Annotated in this window: 17 protein-coding genes and 3 pseudogenes; 14 read left to right on the top strand and 6 right to left on the bottom strand. The window is 53.3% G+C overall.

From position 1 onward, the window contains the following. The first annotated feature begins 68 nt into the window (after positions 1 to 68). The 5 genes from WH279_RS15370 (at position 69) to ydfG (ending at position 3210) form a co-directional block, all read left to right on the top strand. Positions 69 to 245: a hypothetical protein gene (locus WH279_RS15370; protein ID WP_339457607.1), complete on the top strand. Its 177-nt coding sequence runs from the start codon at positions 69 to 71 to the stop codon at positions 243 to 245. Positions 246 to 578: 333 nt separating this feature from the next. Continuing rightward, a complete protein-coding gene (locus WH279_RS15365; protein WP_339457606.1) occupies positions 579 to 1061 on the top strand; it encodes an Hcp family type VI secretion system effector in 483 nt (160 codons plus the stop codon). A gap of 114 nt (positions 1062 to 1175) precedes the next feature. Beyond that, positions 1176 to 1877, top strand: coding sequence for a hypothetical protein (locus WH279_RS15360; RefSeq protein ID WP_339457605.1), 702 nt, complete (start codon positions 1176 to 1178; stop codon positions 1875 to 1877). Next, entirely contained in the window at positions 1874 to 2014 is a 141-nt protein-coding gene (locus WH279_RS15355; protein ID WP_339457604.1) for a hypothetical protein, read from the top strand. The genes WH279_RS15360 and WH279_RS15355 overlap by 4 nt, the downstream gene beginning before the upstream one ends. A 449-nt stretch (positions 2015 to 2463) precedes the next feature. Further along, the gene (ydfG, locus tag WH279_RS15350) at positions 2464 to 3210 is read left to right on the top strand and encodes a bifunctional NADP-dependent 3-hydroxy acid dehydrogenase/3-hydroxypropionate dehydrogenase YdfG (RefSeq protein WP_339457603.1); all 747 of its coding nucleotides are present in this window, start codon (positions 2464 to 2466) and stop codon (positions 3208 to 3210) included. A 28-nt stretch (positions 3211 to 3238) separates the two neighbouring features. Here ydfG and WH279_RS15345 read toward each other — a convergent pair. After that, positions 3239 to 3559: pseudogene (locus WH279_RS15345) on the bottom strand (YnfA family protein); the annotation flags it as partial. A gap of 132 nt (positions 3560 to 3691) precedes the next feature. Between WH279_RS15345 and WH279_RS15340 the strand changes: the two are divergent. Then, a complete protein-coding gene (locus WH279_RS15340) occupies positions 3692 to 4039 on the top strand; it encodes a DUF1283 family protein (RefSeq protein ID WP_200642130.1) in 348 nt (115 codons plus the stop codon). A 50-nt stretch (positions 4040 to 4089) separates the two neighbouring features. After that, on the top strand, positions 4090 to 4389 hold the full coding sequence (locus WH279_RS15335; RefSeq protein WP_407647794.1) for a DUF1161 domain-containing protein: 300 nt from the start codon (positions 4090 to 4092) through the stop codon (positions 4387 to 4389). Between the two features lie 41 nt (positions 4390 to 4430). On the opposite strand, the gene WH279_RS15330 is transcribed toward WH279_RS15335, so the two are convergent. Continuing rightward, entirely contained in the window at positions 4431 to 5888 is a 1458-nt protein-coding gene (locus tag WH279_RS15330; protein WP_133845128.1) for an MDR family MFS transporter, read from the bottom strand. 312 nt (positions 5889 to 6200) lie between these two features. On the opposite strand from WH279_RS15330, the gene WH279_RS15325 reads away from it, so the two are divergent. Genes WH279_RS15325 through osmV form a run of 4 tightly spaced genes read left to right on the top strand, consistent with a single transcriptional unit; the run spans position 6201 to position 9651 of the window. Beyond that, entirely contained in the window at positions 6201 to 6914 is a 714-nt protein-coding gene (locus WH279_RS15325; RefSeq protein ID WP_339457602.1) for an ABC transporter permease, read from the top strand. A 17-nt stretch (positions 6915 to 6931) separates the two neighbouring features. Continuing rightward, positions 6932 to 7855 (top strand): glycine betaine ABC transporter substrate-binding protein, encoded by a 924-nt coding sequence (locus WH279_RS15320; protein WP_445235271.1) that lies wholly within the window; start codon positions 6932 to 6934, stop codon positions 7853 to 7855. 9 nt (positions 7856 to 7864) lie between these two features. After that, positions 7865 to 8512: an osmoprotectant ABC transporter permease OsmW gene (gene osmW, locus WH279_RS15315; RefSeq protein ID WP_159337188.1), complete on the top strand. Its 648-nt coding sequence runs from the start codon at positions 7865 to 7867 to the stop codon at positions 8510 to 8512. Further along, positions 8512 to 9651 carry an osmoprotectant ABC transporter ATP-binding protein OsmV gene (gene osmV / locus WH279_RS15310; protein WP_200642134.1) on the top strand — a complete coding sequence of 380 codons (1140 nt, stop codon included), beginning with the start codon at positions 8512 to 8514 and terminating at the stop codon, positions 9649 to 9651. Before osmW ends, osmV begins: the two co-directional genes overlap by 1 nt. 61 nt (positions 9652 to 9712) lie before the next feature. On the opposite strand, the gene bioD is transcribed toward osmV, so the two are convergent. The 3 genes from bioD to WH279_RS15295 all read right to left on the bottom strand — a co-directional run bounded on the left by bioD (position 9713) and on the right by WH279_RS15295 (position 12786). Continuing rightward, on the bottom strand, positions 9713 to 10378 hold the full coding sequence (gene bioD, locus WH279_RS15305) for a dethiobiotin synthase (RefSeq protein WP_339457601.1): 666 nt from the start codon (positions 10376 to 10378) through the stop codon (positions 9713 to 9715). Positions 10379 to 10500: 122 nt separating this feature from the next. Further along, on the bottom strand, positions 10501 to 11718 hold the full coding sequence (gene mlc, locus WH279_RS15300) for a sugar metabolism global transcriptional regulator Mlc (protein ID WP_200642136.1): 1218 nt from the start codon (positions 11716 to 11718) through the stop codon (positions 10501 to 10503). 180 nt (positions 11719 to 11898) lie between these two features. Then, complete coding sequence (locus WH279_RS15295) at positions 11899 to 12786, bottom strand: LysR family transcriptional regulator (RefSeq protein WP_200642137.1); 888 nt, start codon at positions 12784 to 12786, stop codon at positions 11899 to 11901. 102 nt (positions 12787 to 12888) lie between these two features. On the opposite strand from WH279_RS15295, the gene WH279_RS15290 reads away from it, so the two are divergent. Together WH279_RS15290 and tus are read left to right on the top strand one after the other, a co-directional pair. Next, positions 12889 to 14157 (top strand): MFS transporter, encoded by a 1269-nt coding sequence (locus tag WH279_RS15290; protein WP_445235270.1) that lies wholly within the window; start codon positions 12889 to 12891, stop codon positions 14155 to 14157. A gap of 181 nt (positions 14158 to 14338) precedes the next feature. Next, positions 14339 to 15274 (top strand): annotated as a pseudogene (tus, locus tag WH279_RS15285) (DNA replication terminus site-binding protein). A gap of 37 nt (positions 15275 to 15311) precedes the next feature. Here tus and fumC read toward each other — a convergent pair. Beyond that, positions 15312 to 16709 (bottom strand): class II fumarate hydratase, encoded by a 1398-nt coding sequence (gene fumC / locus WH279_RS15280; RefSeq protein WP_339457600.1) that lies wholly within the window; start codon positions 16707 to 16709, stop codon positions 15312 to 15314. Between the two features lie 199 nt (positions 16710 to 16908). Between fumC and manA the strand changes: the two are divergent. After that, positions 16909 to 18093: pseudogene (gene manA, locus WH279_RS15275) on the top strand (mannose-6-phosphate isomerase). Positions 18094 to 18122: the final 29 nt, after the last annotated feature.

The raw sequence follows: 18122 nt of genomic DNA, 5'->3' as shown, positions 1-18122 counted from the left end.
TTAAGCGGCCTGCTCATGGTGCGTCATGGCGGGCTGGCAGATGAAAGCAATAATGCAAGAGTTATGCCATGAAAGAGTTACTGTTAATTAACTTTAAAAAACAATTAGTTATATATTTTAATTGCGCGTTATCTTCTCTTTTTCAGAAAAATCCCACGCAATCGGTTGCCTGGAAAGCAACCGATTGCTTACCCAGCTTTTATCCGGTTTTACCTCATCATCCTGATGGCGTTGCACCGCGCTAACGCAGAATCTCCCGCCGTTGCGCGCTGACGGTGCAATATGCCTTGTGACAATATTTATGGAAACACAGAGATATACCGGTCTGGACAAATAACACCAAAAGGATAACAAAAAATGTCTATATAATTACATGGGTAGAAATTATTATATCAACCTGATATTAAAAAAATAATTTTAAAAAATAATAAGAAAAAAGTACTTTTATTCAGAAACTAGTGGTTTTATTTTAGCACTTTCCGTTGCACTTTTAATATTCAATCCAACATTTACGCCCGCTTCCCATAGTTCCCTTTTTAAGGTAAGGTCCACATAATATATAACTAAGGGAGAACGATATGAGTAAGGACATTTTCTTAAAAATTGATGGTGTCACAGGTGAATCAAGAGATGCCCGCCATCAGGGATGGATACAGATAGAATCATTCAGCTGGGGTGCTACGCAACCCTCTGGCATGGAAACAGGAAGCGGCGGAGGCTCCGGGAAAGTCATATATCGTGACTTAACGGTGAATGCGTTTATCGATAAAGCGACATCTGGTCTTATGCGTTATGTATCGAATGGGAAGCATATTAATTCGGTACAGCTTTCTTCATGTAAGGCTGGTGGCGAACAACTAGAATTTTTTAGGATAACACTAAAGCAGGTTATGGTAACGGATGTAATATTTAATGGTGCATCGGAACAGGATTTATTTGGCGTCACCTATTGCTTCAGAGCAGCAGAGGTCAGTAATCATTATTTTGAGCAAACACAGGAAGGTTCCCGTGGCGCTGAATTCTCGTCAGGATGGAATATCAAAGAAAACAGAGAGATATAACCCTGATTGTCAGATTTAACCAATGCCATCCCTGCTAAGCGTAAGCCTGGAGCCCAGACTTGCTATGCCGTAATAATTAAATTGTATTTTTTAACAGAAAGGGAATTTTGAGGAATGAGTACACGGAATGAAATCATTGATGGCTCACAAGCGGCAAGTGCCAGAGGTGGCCTGATCTACACGGAAGTGCTGGGCTGGATTGATCTTGGTCATGCGAGAGGAGATGACATCAGAATATTGATGAGCAAATTCGACGCTGGTGAAGCAATGAGTGCAGATCGCTACGATGCCACCTATGCCCAGTCTATGGTATCTCCGTACCGGATAATTCGGGTAGGAAAGTTTATCAAATGGCGTATACGAAAGGGACGTCCTTATCAAGAACGCAAAAGCATCGCACTCGCTATGATGATGACAATGGCGCGAAAGTTTGAAGCATTTCAGGGTTCATTTCCTAACAATATGGTGACTGACAGTGGATTTAGTGGAGAAGACCTGGTGTCAGACTTGCTGGGATTTTACCGTGTTCTTTCCGTTCAGAATCCTTTCGCAATGCTGCGTCCAGTCAGCAAAGCAGAGGCACTGAAAAGATGGGATTATTACGGAAAAATCGGTTCCTGGAAAAATGAAACCTTCCGACCATTATTATTCCCGAACCCAGAGCGATTCCCAAACGCTAAACCACGCTTAGGCCAGTTGCCAAATTTCATGCAGGTCATAAAACCCTACAATGACTGGAAATCAGGAAACGTTGCTATTGCAACCATGGATGGCTCTTTCATACAAGATGGCAAGAGGAAGGATTTAATTGTATGAAAAGCTCACTTAAAGCAACACTGTTCATTATCGTTGTGATAGCAGGCGTGTTTTTTTACTGCTGGCCAACGATAAAAATAGAGCTGGCGGGTAGTGCACACTACACTGAACAAGATAAGCGGGAATATGAATTTTAAACCCCGGGCATCCTGAAAAAAATACCAAGAATATCTGAACGCTATGAGTTTGATTTTTATAACGTGGCGGGTCCCGGATCACTTGTCTATTCGGTTACGTTTTACAATACAATTGATGCCAGTAGGGTTAACGCTTATCTGGCATCTCTTGGCTACATTAAGCAAAATTTCTGTTCAGTGGAGGGATATTGCTGGAAAGGCAGTGATCCTGCTGAAACTGTCACTGTTAGTTCAGTTTCAAAAATTAATGTGGTGATGGTGCAAGTCGATAACTCACCACACTTCTGATCATGCATAGAAGCAGCCAGGAGTGCGTGAAATTTGTGCAGTTTTTATTGCCAGGGGGTGTTATCCATTCTTTCTCATTCATCATAACAATTCGCTCCTTATCACCTCGCCCATCAGATGGTAAGGTGATAAAAATCCAAAATGTGTTGAGGAACAGTGAGATGATCGTATTTGTTACCGGTGCCACCGCCGGTTTTGGTCAGAGCATTACCCGTCGCTTTATCGCCCAGGGCCATAAAGTCATTGCTACCGGTCGCCGTCAGGAGCGTCTCGAGGCCTTACAACAGGAGTTTGGTGACAGTATTTATACGCTGGTACTGGATGTACGTGACCGCGCGGGCATTGATGCCGCCGTCGCCAGCCTGCCTGCTGAGTGGCGCAACATTGATGTGCTGGTCAATAACGCCGGTCTGGCGCTGGGTATTGAGCCTGCGCAGCGCGCCAGCCTGGAAGACTGGGAAGATATGATCGACACCAACAATAAAGGCCTGGTGTACATGACGCGCGCCCTGCTGCCCGCGATGGTCGAACGAAATGTTGGCCACATTATTAACATCGGTTCAATCGCCGGAAGCTGGCCTTATCCCGGTGGAAATGTTTACGGTGCCACTAAAGCCTTTGTACGCCAGTTCAGCTTCAACCTGCGTACCGACCTGCACGGCACGGCGTTACGTGTGACCGATATCGAACCCGGTCTGGTCGGCGGCACCGAGTTTTCTAACGTGCGTTTCAAAGGTGATGACACCCGTGCGGGCAGCGTGTACGACGGTACGGAACCGCTGACGCCAGAAGATGTGACCGAAGCCGTGTGGTGGGTTGCCACCCTGCCGAAGCATGTCAATATCAGCGCGCTGGAGATGATGCCAGTGGGTCAGAGCCAGGCGGGCCTGCGCGTCCACAAGGCGTAATCAACCTTGTTCGGGCCTGTCTTCCGGCCCGTCCCCATCCTGCCACGATAATCAACATTCCGCAGAACGCCACGGCTGCCCCCACCCAGTCATACGTGCTCAGTTTTACCCCATCGACAATACGCAACCACAACAGCGCCGTGACCACATAAACCCCGCCGTAAGCCGCGTAAACGCGCCCACTGGCTTCCGGATGCAGCGTGAGCAACCAGACAAACACCATCAGGCTGACGCCCGCGGGCAGTAACAGCCAGGCAGACGCATTTTTCTTCAGCCACAACCAGGGGAGAAAACAACCGATAATTTCGGCTAATGCCGTGGCAAAAAACAGCAGTGTCGTGGTCAGCACGTTTTCTTTTCTCTCTCGATGGTAAACGGCAGTATCGGGCAGACTGGTGAGGGCCTGAAAGCTGGTGATATACTACACCACATGACCTGTTCAGTCGCCGTTGCCGTGGCTGCCTACATAAAGGAACCGATGATGAATACCCTGAAAAGCCGGCTGACAAAAGCCACTGTCCCGTTGCTGCTACTGACCGCGCTGTTTTCTGTTCAGCACAGCGCTCAGGCGCGTACTGACCGTCTGATTATTTCAGACGGCGATAATGCCCTCACCACCGAGCAGGCACGCGAACAGAAAGAGCAGTGGGATGCGACCCGCAGTCTGCGTAACAAAGTGAACACCCGCGTGGAGAAAGAGTTTGATAAAACTGACCGCGCATTTGATACCCGAGACGGCTGCGAACATAGCCTGAATGTGAATGCCTATTGGGAACCCAATACGCTGCGTTGCCTCGACCGTCGCACCGGCCGTCCGGTTGCGCCATAAGTGGATTTAACTGCTATAGTTAGCGGGATTTTCACACAAATAAGGATGAAATGATGAAAGGGTTTAAGTGGATGTTAACCGGGCTGATTGTCGCGATGCCGCTGGCCGTTCAGGCGTCGTGCGAAACGGTCAAAGCCGATATTAATCAGAAAATCATTAACAATGGCGTGCCGGCTTCCGGTTTTACGCTCGATATTGTCCCTAACGACCAGGCCGATCAGGCTGGCGGACAGGTTGTCGGGCATTGCGAAAATGACACGCAGAAAATCGTCTACAAACGTACGGGTAACGACGGTGACAACAGCGTTCCCGCCAGTGCAGGCACCTCTCAGGATGCCCCTGCGCAGTAGTCTTCTTTAGGGCGACCCTTCAGGGCCGCCCTGCCTTACCGCTAGTGTGGCTTCTCTGCCGGAACAAAGCGTGCAATCACCAGGCTCATCACCGCAATCACCGTCGATACCGCAAACACCCAGTGCAGCGAATGCGCAATTTCACTCAACATCACCTCCAGACTGGGGGCATCAATCTGCTGTCGCTGAGCGTGTGACATCACCTGCTGTACCGGATCATTATCGCCAGGCAAACGCAGCAGTAAATTGTAATTCAGTACCGCGCCCATTAACGCTGTTCCCAGTGCCGATCCCAGCATACGGCTGAACATAATCGAGGCAGTGCAAATGCCCCGGATGGCAAAGTCGGCCGTGTTCTGTACCGCGATCAGGAAAGTGGTGCTGGTCATGCCCATGCCGGTGCCAATGACAAAAGCAAACAGCCCGGCGTGCCATACCGGGCTTTCCCGGTGCAGCGTCAGTAACAATGCGGTGCCGGCGATCAGCAAGGCGGAACCCAGCAGCGCGGTAAACCGGTACGAGGTACGCTGCATCAGACGCCCGCTGAGCGTACTGGCCAGCGGCCAGCCGATCGACATCATTGCCAGTGCGCTGCCCGCCTGAAGTGGCGTTCCGCCATTGACGCCCTGGATCCAGGTGGGCAGAAACGCACTGATCCCCATCATCGCCGCACCAATCAGCAGATTTCCCGCGTTACCCGCCAGCAGTGTGCGACTGCGCCAGATCGCCAGTGGAAACAGCGGTTCGCTGGCCCGACGTTCATGCCGCAGAAGCGCGGTACCCGCCAGCACGGCCAGGACCAGTAGTGCAACAACAAACAGGGTGCCAAGTGCTTCTGCCTGCAGCAGGGCCACCAGCAATGCACTGACGGTCAGCATCAGCCAGGCGCTGCCTGCCAGATTGAGCCGATGCGGGCTACGTTCCTTCGACTCAGGGAAAAACCGCGCCAGCAACAGCATCGACACAATGCCAATCGGGACATTGACCCAGAAGATCAACGCCCAGTTAAAGTGCTGCACCAGCCAGGCCCCGGTCAGCGGCCCGACAATCGCCGCGATACCCCACACACTCGACAGCCAGCCCTGCACGCCCGCGCGCTCTTTCGGCGGATAGACATCGGCAATAATCGTCGAGGTCAGCGGCATAATCGCCCCGGCCCCCAGCCCCTGGAAGGCGCGGAACAGGATCAACCAGCCCATATTAGTGGCGAACCCACATAACACCGACCCGATGAGGAACAGCCCTGTGCCGATAAAAAACATCCGCTTTCTGCCCCAGAGATCTGCCAGACGACCGTAGATCGGCACGCTGACCGCCTGAGTGAGCAGATAGATTGAAAACACCCAGCCAAACTGAGAGAAGCCCCCCAGCTCGGCAATAATCGTTGGCATGGCGGTGGCAACAATCGTGACTTCAATGGCGGCCATAAACATCGCCAGCATTGAAGCGATAAGCACCCAGTGACGGTGTGTCACTTGTGTCGCAGTCTGTTCCGTCATATATCCCCTTTCTGTCGCACGTCCTGAAAGTGTGCATGATATTCCACACAACAGTTTTCGGATTGTGCTCTATGCCGTCTGTGACGGTGTCACTTAACATCGATGAATTTTTTTCATCGACGATTTTCCCAGCGCTATCAACGGCTGACGCCTGTTTTGCCGAAAAAGTATCCTGCTGATTTTCGGCCAGAAATTTGGCAAATCTGCCGTTACGCTGCTATAGCTTTGAAAGCAAGTTTACCGGGTAAAGTGATAATCGCCCACGAGATAAACACTTTTAATGCTTATTTGCCCCCCAGGGAGAACACTGATATGCCACATTCCACGCTGTTACGGCGTGCCTTACTGGCGACGCTGTTTGTCGCTGCGATCATCGCCCTGCTGGTCTGGGGGCTGGGGATTGAGACCATTAAGGCGAAACGCGTCGATCTGATCTACCTCGGGCAACAACACATGACGCTGGTGTTCTGGTCTATGCTGTTTGCCCTGTTAATCGGTATTCCCAGCGGGATCATTCTCAGCCGTCCCGGCGCCCGTCGCTGGGCCGAGTATGTGATGCAGATTTTTAACGTCGGTAATACGTTACCCCCGCTGGCGGTACTGGCGCTGGCAATGGTGGTGATCGGCATTGGCGATCGCCCGGCGATCATCGCGCTGTTCCTGGCCTCACTGCTGCCCATCGTGCGCAACACCTATTCCGGCTTGTGTTCAGTGCCGGACTCCCTGCTTGAGGCTGCCAATGGCATCGGCATGACCAAAGGTCAGCGCCTGCGTCAGGTGGAAATTCCGAACGCTATGCCGGTGATGCTGTCCGGCATCCGCGTGGCAATGGCCATCAACGTTGGCACCGCCCCACTGGCGTGTTTGATTGGGGCCAGTAGCTACGGCGAGCTGATTTTTCCCGGTATTTACCTCAATGACTTCCCGACGTTGATCCTGGGCGCCGCGGCAACCGCGCTGTTTGCCCTGATCCTCGATCTGTTGCTGGCCGGCCTTGGCCGTCTCCTCAGCCCACACACTGCCTGAAGAATAAGGAACGGATGATGGCTGATGCTACTGTACTGACCCGCTGGCTGCGTGCAGCCGCCCTCGCCCTTGCTGCCTCGATGACACTGAGCAGCCTGGCAACGGCAGCCCCGATTGTGATGACCACCAAAAGCTTTACCGAGCAGCATATTTTGTCTGCGCTGACCACGCAGTATCTGCGCAAACAGGGCTTCGAAATCGAACCCAAAACCAATATCGCCACGGTAATTGGTCGTAATGCGATGATCAATAAGCAGGTTGATATGACCTGGGAATACACCGGGACCTCACTGATTATCTTCAACCATATCACGCAGCGGATGTCACCCGATGAGACCTGGCAGACGGTGAAAAAACTGGATGCGAAGCTGGGTCTGGTATGGCTTAACCCGGCACCGATGAACAATACCTATGCTTTTGCCATGTCGGCCAAACGGGCCGAAGCCGAGCATATTGAGACGATTTCACAGATGGTGGCGAAGCTCGAGCATGTGCGTCAAACCGACCCGGATAACAACTGGATGCTGGGACTGGATCTGGAATTCGCCGGGCGCTCAGATGGCCTGAAACCGTTGCAAAAAGCCTACAACATGCCGCTGGATCGTCCGCAGATCCGCCAGATGGATCCGGGGCTGCTGTATAACGCCATTCGCGACGGTTTTGTCGATGCCGGGCTGGTGTACACCACCGATGGCCGCGTAAAAGGCTTCGACCTGAAAGTACTGAAAGATGATAAAGGATTTTTCCCCAGCTACGCCGTAACGCCCGTGGTCACGGCAAAAGCGCTGAAGGACCATCCGGGTCTGGATGCCGCACTGAATAAGCTGTCGCCGTTAATCACCGATGAGGCGATTACTGAAATGAACAAACGTGTGGATATCGATCATCAGTCGCCGCAACAGGTGGCACATGATTTCCTGACATCCCATAACATGCTTTAAGGAGGCCTGGTGGAAACGATTCATTACATCATGGACAACAGCGGTTACCTGGCGAGCCTCACCTTCCAGCATCTGTGGCTGGTGGCGCTGGCTGTGGGTTTCGCTATCGTAATTGGCGTCCCCGTCGGTATTCTGATTGTGCGTTTTAAGTGGCTGGCCACCCCGGTACTCGGTCTGGCCACCATTGTACTGACCATTCCCTCTATCGCCCTGTTTGGTCTGATGATCCCACTGTTTTCGCTGATCGGTCAGGGTATTGGTGTGCTGCCCGCCGTCACGGCAGTGTTTCTCTACTCCCTGCTGCCGATTGTGCGCAACACCCACACCGCGCTGGAGAATCTGCCCGGCGGGCTGCGCGAAGCAGGACGGGGGATTGGCATGACCTTCTGGCAACGTCTGCGCTGGGTAGAAATTCCGATGGCGTTACCGGTGATTTTTGGCGGTATTCGTACCGCCGTTGTGATGAATGTTGGCGTGATGGCTATCGCGGCCGTGATTGGTGCTGGCGGTCTGGGCCTGCTGCTGCTGGATGGTATTAGCGGAAGTGACGTCCGCATGCTGGTCGCTGGCGCACTGATGATTTGTTTACTGGCCGTCGTTCTTGACTGGCTGCTGCACCGTTTGCAGGTCGCACTGACACCTAAGGGGATCCGATAATGATAAAACTGGAAAATCTCACCAAAACCTTCAAACAGAAAAATGGCTCCAGCGTCAATGCGGTGGACAATGTCAGCCTGAACGTCCCGGAGGGTGAAATGTGCGTGCTGCTCGGCCCTTCCGGCTGCGGCAAAACCACCACGCTGAAAATGATTAACCGTTTGATCCCTGCCAGCAGCGGTAAGATCCTGATCAACGGAGAAGACACCAGCGGGCTAGATACCGTGACATTGCGCCGCAATATTGGCTATGTCATTCAGCAGATTGGTCTGTTTCCGAATATGACCATCGAAGAGAACATTACCGTGGTACCGCGGATGCTGGGCTGGGACAAGCAGCGTTGTAAAGAACGCGCCAGCGATTTGATGAGCATGATGGCGCTGGATGCGAAAAAATTCCTGCATCGTTATCCGCGTGAAATGTCCGGCGGGCAGCAGCAGCGTATTGGCGTTATCCGTGCGCTGGCGGCGGATCCTCCGGTGCTGCTGATGGATGAACCCTTCGGTGCGGTCGACCCGATCAACCGTGAAGTGATTCAGAATGAGTTTCTGGATATGCAGCGTCAGTTGAAAAAAACCGTGATGCTGGTCAGTCATGATATTGATGAGGCGCTGAAGCTGGGTGACCGTATTGCCGTGTTTGGCCAGGGTAAAATCGTGCAGTGTGCCAGCCCGGACGAGCTGCTGGCGAAACCCGCCAATGAGTTTGTCGGCTCCTTTGTCGGCCAGGACCGCACGTTAAAACGTCTGCTTCTGGTGCAGGCCGGTGATGTGACCGACCAGCAACCGACCCTCACCGTGCGTAAATCCACGCCGCTGTCTGATGCATTCGGCATCATGGATGATAACGATCTGCGCTCGATTACCGTGGTGGACGAGGACGGTAAACCACTGGGCTTTGTGAAGCGCCGTGAGGCGCGTGGTGCCAGCGGTCAGTGTGCTGACCTGTTGCACCACTTTACGGTGACGGGACGGGCCGAAGAGAACCTGCGCGTGGTGTTGTCGAAACTGTACGAACACAATATGGTATGGATGCCGATTGTCGATGAAGAGGGTCGTTACAGCGGGGAGATTTCGCAGGATTATATTGCAGATTACCTCAGTTCAGGGCGTACGCGACGGGTGCTGAATCCGGGGTGACCATTAATCCAGGCGTAGAGGCTGACCCTCTGTTCCGGTCAGCCCGCCACGTGTGCGAAGGTTAAAGATCCAGTGGCGTCAGATCAAGATAGTGCGCCAGATCGCGGCTTTCCGCACGTGGCAGATACGGCAGTTCGCCAAGCAGCGGTGCCGGAATTTTGTCGCGCAGCACATCAATAATCTCCGCGTAATGGGCCAATCCCGGATTGATGCGATTCGCCACCCAGCCTAACAGCGGCAGTCCATCGTTAATCACCGCCTGCGCTGTCAGCAATGCGTGGCTGATGCACCCCAGTTTGATGCCAACCACCAGTACGACCGGAAGTTGCTCCTGCACGGCCCAGTCAGACAACGGGCGCAGATCATTCATCAGGCTTCGCCAGCCGCCCGTCCCTTCCACCACGATATAGTCCGCATGTTGATCCAGCGCTTGCAGGCCGCGACTGAGCGCGGCATAGCTGATGGGTGTGCAACTGGTGCTAATTTCATCTTCCAGTAAGGTGACCGCATTAATGGCGTGGTAAGGCAACGGCACTGAGGAGGATGCCTGTAGAACCAGAGCATCTTTATTGCGTGGCCCTTCTTCCGTTTGCTGGCTACTTTTCGCGACGGGTTTATATCCTACGGCCTGTTTACTGCCCGTTGCCAGCTTTTGTAATAACGCGCGCGACACCACGGTTTTACCGACTTCCGTATCTGTGCCGGTGACAAATAAACGTTTTAACATGGGATGACTCCGACAGGCACTGCCTGGCCTCATTGATAATTTTCGTACTTGATGAATGAACGAAAATTGTAGGGTAGTGCCGGATGTCGGGGATTGCGTTAGCGCAATGTTTAGTGAATTTATCAGCCTTGTAGCAGTTTGATTAATAAGGAGCCGTTGTAGAGAGCATCTTTTACCAGTGCGGCACCCGGCATAGTGCCCAGATTCGCAAACTCAGTGGATTCTACCTTAAGGTCAGCACTGTAGCGGGGTAATGCCTGCTGGCGAATACAGTTAACGATGGCAGGGAACAGAATATGTTGCGCCTGATTAAGCGGGGAACCAATAAGAATTTTTTGTGGATGGAAAAGATTGACCATGATGGCGAGAATACGCCCTACGCTGTTGCCAACGCCGGCAATGACATCACAGGCGATATGATCTCCCGCCAGTGCAGCCTCACACAGGGCATTGATGGTCAGCGCCTGATTATGCAGTGCCGAACTCATCGACGCCTGCATCCGCTGCGCCGCCAGTTCAAGCATATTGTCGATGCTGGCCACGGTTTCCAGACAGCCATGATTCCCGCAATAGCAGCGTTTCCCCCACGGATCGACCTGAGTATGACCGATCTCAACCAGTGAACTGCTACCGCCGTGCAGCAGGCGGCCACCGGTAATCACCCCGGCGCCCACATGGTGATCTATCACCACCTGAAGCACATCGCTGGCATCACGTGAAGCACCAAATAGCGATTCTGCCATCGTCCAGGCGCAGATATCATGCTGAATATACACTGGCAATCCGGTGCGCTCGGCAAGAACCGGGCCCAGCGGCATATCGTCAACGTCGTAAAACGGCATCCGGTGAACAATACCTGACTGGCTGTTCATGATGCCCGGTAGTGTGATGGCAATGGCCGTCAGACGCTCGAGTTTGTGCTGGTGGTGAATAAAGAACTGGTCTACTTGCTGCACGATACGCGTCAGCAACGGCAAGTCAGCCTCTGCGGGAAGGGGGAATTGCTCTTCAACGACCATTTTGCTGCTGAGATCGCGCAGCGCGAGGGTGATTTCACCATTACCGATACGGGCAGACAGAAAATGCCAGGCCTGGGTGTCCAGCACCAGTCCGACAGCCGGACGTCCACGACTGCCTGGGTCCTGAAATTCCGTTTCCTGCACCAGATGCGCTTCAAGCATTTCACGCACAATTTTCGTGATGCTGGCCGGGGCCAGTTGCGCTTTTTTGGACAGCTCAATACGCGAGATGGGACCAAACCGATCAATCAGTCGGTACACCGCTCCGGCATTAGTCTGTTTAATCTGGTCAATATGGCCAGGCTGACTATCCGCAATCACACCCCACTCCCACTTATCACCTGTCTTAAAAGGCGCTGCTGTCTGTTATTTTCACGCTTCAAAATAAAGCATTTCGCTCATGGTGAAACACTTATCAGATGGCGTCAAATATTTGATTCGATATGTGATTTGCCGCACATAAACCGTCGCTGAACGCTCATGTTTTCCGCGATTGCCGGATCATTTCGGCAATAACAACGTCATCATCGCGGCAACGACGGACGGCACCTCTCTCTGCTTCGACCACACCAGCCACACTTCCGAACGCGCGTCCTGTTCCACCAGCGGGATCCATACCACATCGCTCAGGCGGACGCGTCGGAACGATGCCGGAAGAATAGAGACGCCCAGTCCGGTAGACACCAGGCCGATAATCGTCATTGCTTCCCCCACCTCCTGAGCAATATTGGGCTGAATATTGTAGCGGCCCAGTAAACCCAGAATTTCACCGTACAGCGCCGTTCCCACCTGCGGGTCAAAGAAGACAAAAGGCTCCTGCGCCAGATCGCTCAGGGTAATCTGCGGCCTGCCCGCCAGGCGATGGGCACGATGCACTAGCGCATACATGGGTTCACGAAGCAGCAGCTGATGATCGAGGGTTTCCGGCAGCAGAGTATTACGCATCACCCCTAAATCAAGCCGCCCGTCCCCGATCGGCGCCAGTTGCTGCCGTGTATTAATCTCCTGCATCTGGATATGGACCGCCGGGAAGCGCTGACGAAAGGTGAACAAAGCGTCTGATACGACGGTGATAAACGGGGCAGATGACGTAAAACCAATACGTATTTCGCCTTCGTCACCGCGATGCAGGCGCGCAGCTTTATCGGCAGCCTGATCCACCTGTTGCAGCACCAGACGGGCATCCTGCAGGAACTGCTGCCCGGCCGCCGTCAGCTGGACGCTGCGGTTGGTGCGGGCGAAAAGGCGTGCGCCTATTTCATGCTCGAGGATCTGAATTTGCTGGCTGAGCGGCGGTTGGGAAATATTCAGGCGCAGTGCCGCACGACCAAAATGCAGCTCTTCTGCCACGGCAATAAAGTAACGCAGGTGACGTAGCTCGATATTCATATGTTAAAAGTATCATTCGAGATTATTAATATATTAGACATCATAATCTGACTTTCTTACCCTTTACAACGTGAACTCCCTGAATATCGTTAAGGAACTGTTGTGAACCGCTCATCCCATGCCGTCAGACCGCCGTATTCTGCTGACCGTGCATCTCTTGCCATCACCGACCCATCTGCGGTTGATAAAAATCTCTATATCAAACGTGGTACCCCTCAATTTATGCGCGTCACGCTGGCGCTATTTTCAGCCGGGCTGGCGACGTTCGCCCTGCTCTATTGCGTACAGCCGATCCTTCCGGTTCTGTCGCAGGAGTTTGGTGTTTCCCCGGCGACCAGCAGTATTTCCCTGTCAATTTCCACCGGGATGCTGGCACTTGGGCTGCTGGTAACCGGTCCGTTATCCGATGCCATCGGGCGTAAATCGGTGATGGTGACCGCGCTGATGCTGGCCGCGATTTGTACTCTGCTGTCAGCGACCATGACCAGCTGGCACGGGATTTTACTGATGCGTGCGCTGACGGGTCTGTCATTGAGCGGCGTTGCGGCCGTGGGGATGACCTACCTGAGTGAAGAAATTCATCCCAGTATGGTGGCGTTTTGGATGGGGTTGTATATCAGCGGAAACTCGATTGGCGGTATGAGCGGCCGCTTACTCAGCGGTGTGATCACTGATTTCAGCAGCTGGCGCATTGCCGTTATGACCATCGGCTGCTGTGCGCTGGCCGCTGCGCTGATGTTCTGGAAAATTCTGCCTGCCTCGCGTCATTTCCGCCCTGCTTCGCTTAAACCGCGTAGTCTGATGATTAACTTCCGGCTGCACTGGCGCGATAACGGTTTGCCGCTGTTGTTTGCGGAAGGTTTTCTGTTGATGGGAGCCTTTGTCACCCTGTTTAACTACATCGGCTATCGTCTGCTTTCGCCGCCTTATTCGATGAATCAGGCGATTGTCGGCCTGCTGTCTGTGGTCTATCTCACCGGTTCGTGGAGTTCGCCGAAAGCCGGAGCAATGACAGCAAAATATGGCCGCGCACCGGTGCTGCTGTTCTCCACCGCACTGATGCTGACCGGGCTGCTCATCACTCTCGCCAGCAACATCTGGTTTATTCTGCCAGGTATGATGCTGTTTACCGCCGGATTTTTTGCTGCACATGCCGTTGCCAGCGGCTGGATTGGCCATCGTGCGCGCCGCGCTAAAGGCCAGGCATCATCGCTGTACCTGTTCAGTTATTATCTGGGGTCCAGCGTTGCCGGAACGCTCGGCGGTGTGTTTTGGCATCATTTTGGCTGGTACGGAATTACAGCGTTTATTGCTGCCATGCTGGTGCTGGCGTTACTGGTAGGAAGCCGTCTACACGGACGAAAACTCTAACTCCCGGGTACAATGCGTTGTCACAGGCGGACCGAAAAACACGGTCCGCCCCAACAGAAAATGACGCCCTCTGCTCAATCGCGCCACTTCCCCCTGCCCGACACAAAAAACACTTTTGTTGATGTTCATCTCTGTTTTTGACTGCTATAGTCATTAGTATGTTGTAACTAATGGAGGTAGCATGCGTCATTACGATACTGTTGCGCAGCTTCACCGCTGTGTGGCCGATCTCGAACAAGAACTGGAGGCATTAAAGCAGCAGATCCTCAGTATGCGTCTGCTGACCGCCTGGGTGTTTGAACTGCCAGAGGTGTAAAAAGGTAAGGAGCACGACCCGCTGACGCAGGTTAAGGTTGAGCAGTTGACTGGCCAGGCAGCCCTGCAGCGCTCCCTGACACATTTTGCGCGTCTGTTTATGCAGCACCAGTCAGAAAAACTGAGCACTAAGGCGGCAGTACGTCTTCCTGGTGCAGTGTGTTTAGAAGCCGATAATACCCAGTCTGCCCTGCTCCACCAGCAGGTCGCCTCAATCAATCAACTGAAACAACGGCTGGAGCAGATTATTACCGTGGAATCGGGCCTGCCGAGCGAGGAGCGGTTCGAGTTTGTCCACCGTCATCTGCGCGGGTTGATTACCCTGAACGCCTACCGTTCGCTGACGCTGCTTGAAGCGCCCGATTCCGTGCGCTTTGGCTGGGCGAATAAGCATATTATTAAAAATATCAGTCCCGATGAGATGCTGGCAACGCTGGAAAAAAGCCTGAAGGCCGGGCGTGCCGTGGCCCACTGGACACGTGAGCAATGGGCCGAACGCGTCCAGAGCGAAATTGAAGCGGTAAAATCACTGCCTGCAGGCGCGGCATTTAAAATAAAACGCCCGGTGAAAGTACAACCGATTGCCCGCGTCTGGAGCAGCAGCGATCGAAAACAAACCCAGTTGGCCTGCCCTTCTCCGCTGCTGGTACTGTGCCCGGACGCCAATAGCGTGCCAAAACTGGGAGAGCTGCTGAATTATGATGCCGCTAACGTGACGCATCGTTACAAACCTGATGCTCAGCCGCTCTATTTACTGATCCCTCGCTTGCATCTTTATACCGATCGTCTGGTGCAGGCATAAAAAAAGCCAGGTCTTAGACCTGGCTTTTGGCAGCAGCTTACACCTTCATGCTGCCGACCATCTCTTCCGGACGCACCCAGGCATCAAACTCTTCTTCCGTCAGATAACCCAGCTTTAGCGCAGCGCCTTTCAAGGTCAGCCCTTCTTTATGCGCTTTCTTGGCAATTTCAGCCGCTTTATCGTAGCCAATATGCGTATTCAGCGCGGTCACCAGCATCAGAGATTCATTCAGCAATTGCGTAATACGATCGCGGTTTGGTTCAATACCGATGGCGCAGTGGTGATTAAAGCTGTCCATCCCATCCGCCAGCAGACGAACAGATTGCAGGAAGTTATGGATCACCATCGGACGGTAAACGTTCAGCTCAAAGTTACCGGATGCACCACCGATGTTCACCGCCACATCGTTGCCCATCACCTGACAACACAGCATGGTCATGGCTTCACACTGCGTCGGGTTCACTTTACCCGGCATGATGGAACTGCCCGGCTCGTTTTCCGGGATAGCGATTTCGCCGATGCCGCAGCGCGGGCCGGATGATAACCAGCGCACGTCGTTGGCGATTTTCATCAGTGATGCCGCCAGGCCTTTTAGCGCACCGTGGGCATGAACCAGCGAATCACAGGTGGCTAAGGCTTCGAACTTGTTCGGCGCGGTGACAAAAGGCTGTTTCGTCAGCTCAGCCAGCTCTTGGGCAACGCGCACGGCATATTCAGGATGAGTATTCAGCCCGGTACCGACCGCCGTACCACCCAGTGCCAGCTCAGCCACATGCGGAATGCTCTGTTCAATATGCTTCAGGCTGTGGCTTAACATCGCCACCCAACCAGAGATCTCCTGGCCCAGCGTCAGCGGTGTGGCATCCTGCAAGTGAGTACGACCAATTTTGACAATGTCTTTATAAGCTTCAGCTTTTTCATGCAGCGTCTGTTGCAGCACTTTCAGCTCAGGGATCAGGTGTTCCTGCACGGCCACCACCGCTGCCACATGCATCGCGGTTGGAAAGACATCATTAGAACTCTGGCTCTTGTTCACATCATCATTGGGATGCACAAGGCGTGACATGCCACGTTCGCCACCGAGGATCTCGCTGGCGCGGTTCGCCAGCACCTCGTTCATATTCATATTGGTTTGTGTACCGGAACCGGTCTGCCAGATAGCCAGCGGGAACTCGCCCTGATGCTTGTCGGCCAGCACTTCATCCGCCGCCTTGATGATCGCACCCGCGCGGTCATCCGGTAACAGACCGAGGTCATTGTTCACTTTTGCCGCCGCCCGTTTGGTCAGCGCCAGCGCATACACCAGTTCAGCAGGCATTTTCTCCGTGGAGATACGGAAATGTTCCAGAGAACGCTGCGTTTGCGCCCCCCAGAGTTTGTCGGCAGGTACATCAATCGGTCCCATTGAATCTTTTTCAACGCGGTTCGCAGCCATTTCTGTCTCCTTGAGCACAAACATATGAATATTATTGACGCTGATTAGCCGTTTTGCGGTTAAAAAGCGCGGCGGTAGTCTGACATACACCAGGTTACGATTATGCGACTCATTCGCGTTTATTGCATCCCGATTGTCTTTCACCGGTGCTTTTCTGCTTTAATACATCCAGTAACCAGTGAATGACCAGGGAGATATGATGCAAAAATTAATCAATTCGCTGCAAAATTACGCATGGGGCAGTAAAACCGCGCTCACTGAACTGTATGGGATCGCTAATCCGTCGCAGCAACCGATGGCCGAATTATGGATGGGCGCCCATCCGAAAAGCCCATCGCACATTATCGTCGATGGCAAACCTCGCTCGCTACGCGATGTGATCGATGCTGACCCGCCTGCGCAGTTAGGTGCCGGGGTGGCGCAGCGTTTTGGCGAATTACCGTTTTTATTTAAGGTGTTGTGCGCTGAACAACCGCTGTCGATTCAGGTGCATCCGAGCAAAGCGGCGGCCGAAGTCGGCTATGCACGCTAAAACGCCAGCGGCGTTCCGCTGGATGCGACTTCACGAAACTATAAAGACGCCAATCATAAACCGGAACTGGTCTATGCCCTGACGCCGTTTAAAGCGATTAACGGCTTCCGTCCGCTGTCTGAAATCGTCTCGCTGTTACAGCCAGTCGCAGGCGCTCATCCGGCCATTGCCCATTTTCTGAATACGCCAGACACCACGTCTCTCGCGGCGCTGTTTGCCAGCCTGCTCGCTATGCAGGATGAAGAGAAATCACTCGCGCTGGATATTCTGCGAACCACCGTTGCCAGCCAGTCTGTTGAACCCTGGCAGACCATCGCTGAGATCGCTGAGGTTTATCCTGATGACAGCGGCCTGTTTGCCCCGCTATTGCTGAACGTCATCACCTTACAGCCGTCTGATGCGATGTTTCTGTTCGCTGAAACACCGCATGCCTACCTGCACGGTGTGGCGCTGGAGGTGATGGCAAATTCAGATAATGTGCTGCGTGCCGGGTTGACGCCGAAATACATTGATGTCCCGGAGTTGCTGGCCAATCTGCGCTTTGATTCCCGTCCGGCAGAGAGTCTGCTGACGATACCCGTGCAGCAGGGAAAAACGCTCAACTTCCCGATTCCGGTGGACGATTTCGCCTTTGCGATCCACTCGCTGACCGACGATCCGTTAACCGTTAGCCAGCAAAGCGCGGCGATCCTCTTTTGTATTGAAGGTGATGCGCTGGTGAAAGGGGATGAACAGATGTTGTCGTTAACAGCAGGCGAGTCAGCATGGATTACCGCCAGCGAGTCTCCTCTGACGCTTAGCGGTACCGGCCGCGTGGCGCGAGTCTATAACGATCTGCCGAATTGCGGCTGACGTCAGCGGCCAGAATTGCTAAGATTATC

Source organism: Erwinia sp. MYb375, from assembly GCF_037479175.1.
Lineage (GTDB): Bacteria > Pseudomonadota > Gammaproteobacteria > Enterobacterales > Enterobacteriaceae > Erwinia > Erwinia rhapontici.
Note: the sequence above shows the minus strand (reverse complement) of the source record. Positions and strands in the feature narration are given on the sequence as shown.

Excerpts from the sequence above, each read along its gene's own strand:
- WH279_RS15370 (WP_339457607.1), top strand. The coding sequence starts at position 69 with ATGAAAGAGTTACTGTTAATTAACTTTAAAAAACAATTAGTTATATAT.
- WH279_RS15365 (WP_339457606.1), top strand. The coding sequence starts at position 579 with ATGAGTAAGGACATTTTCTTAAAAATTGATGGTGTCACAGGTGAATCA.
- WH279_RS15360 (WP_339457605.1), top strand. The coding sequence starts at position 1,176 with ATGAGTACACGGAATGAAATCATTGATGGCTCACAAGCGGCAAGTGCC.
- WH279_RS15355 (WP_339457604.1), top strand. The coding sequence starts at position 1,874 with ATGAAAAGCTCACTTAAAGCAACACTGTTCATTATCGTTGTGATAGCA.
- ydfG (WP_339457603.1), top strand. The coding sequence starts at position 2,464 with ATGATCGTATTTGTTACCGGTGCCACCGCCGGTTTTGGTCAGAGCATT.
- WH279_RS15340 (WP_200642130.1), top strand. The coding sequence starts at position 3,692 with ATGAATACCCTGAAAAGCCGGCTGACAAAAGCCACTGTCCCGTTGCTG.
- WH279_RS15335 (WP_407647794.1), top strand. The coding sequence starts at position 4,090 with ATGATGAAAGGGTTTAAGTGGATGTTAACCGGGCTGATTGTCGCGATG.
- WH279_RS15330 (WP_133845128.1), bottom strand. The coding sequence starts at position 5,888 with ATGACGGAACAGACTGCGACACAAGTGACACACCGTCACTGGGTGCTT.
- WH279_RS15325 (WP_339457602.1), top strand. The coding sequence starts at position 6,201 with ATGCCACATTCCACGCTGTTACGGCGTGCCTTACTGGCGACGCTGTTT.
- WH279_RS15320 (WP_445235271.1), top strand. The coding sequence starts at position 6,932 with ATGGCTGATGCTACTGTACTGACCCGCTGGCTGCGTGCAGCCGCCCTC.
- osmV (WP_200642134.1), top strand. The coding sequence starts at position 8,512 with ATGATAAAACTGGAAAATCTCACCAAAACCTTCAAACAGAAAAATGGC.
- bioD (WP_339457601.1), bottom strand. The coding sequence starts at position 10,378 with ATGTTAAAACGTTTATTTGTCACCGGCACAGATACGGAAGTCGGTAAA.
- WH279_RS15295 (WP_200642137.1), bottom strand. The coding sequence starts at position 12,786 with ATGAATATCGAGCTACGTCACCTGCGTTACTTTATTGCCGTGGCAGAA.
- fumC (WP_339457600.1), bottom strand. The coding sequence starts at position 16,709 with ATGGCTGCGAACCGCGTTGAAAAAGATTCAATGGGACCGATTGATGTA.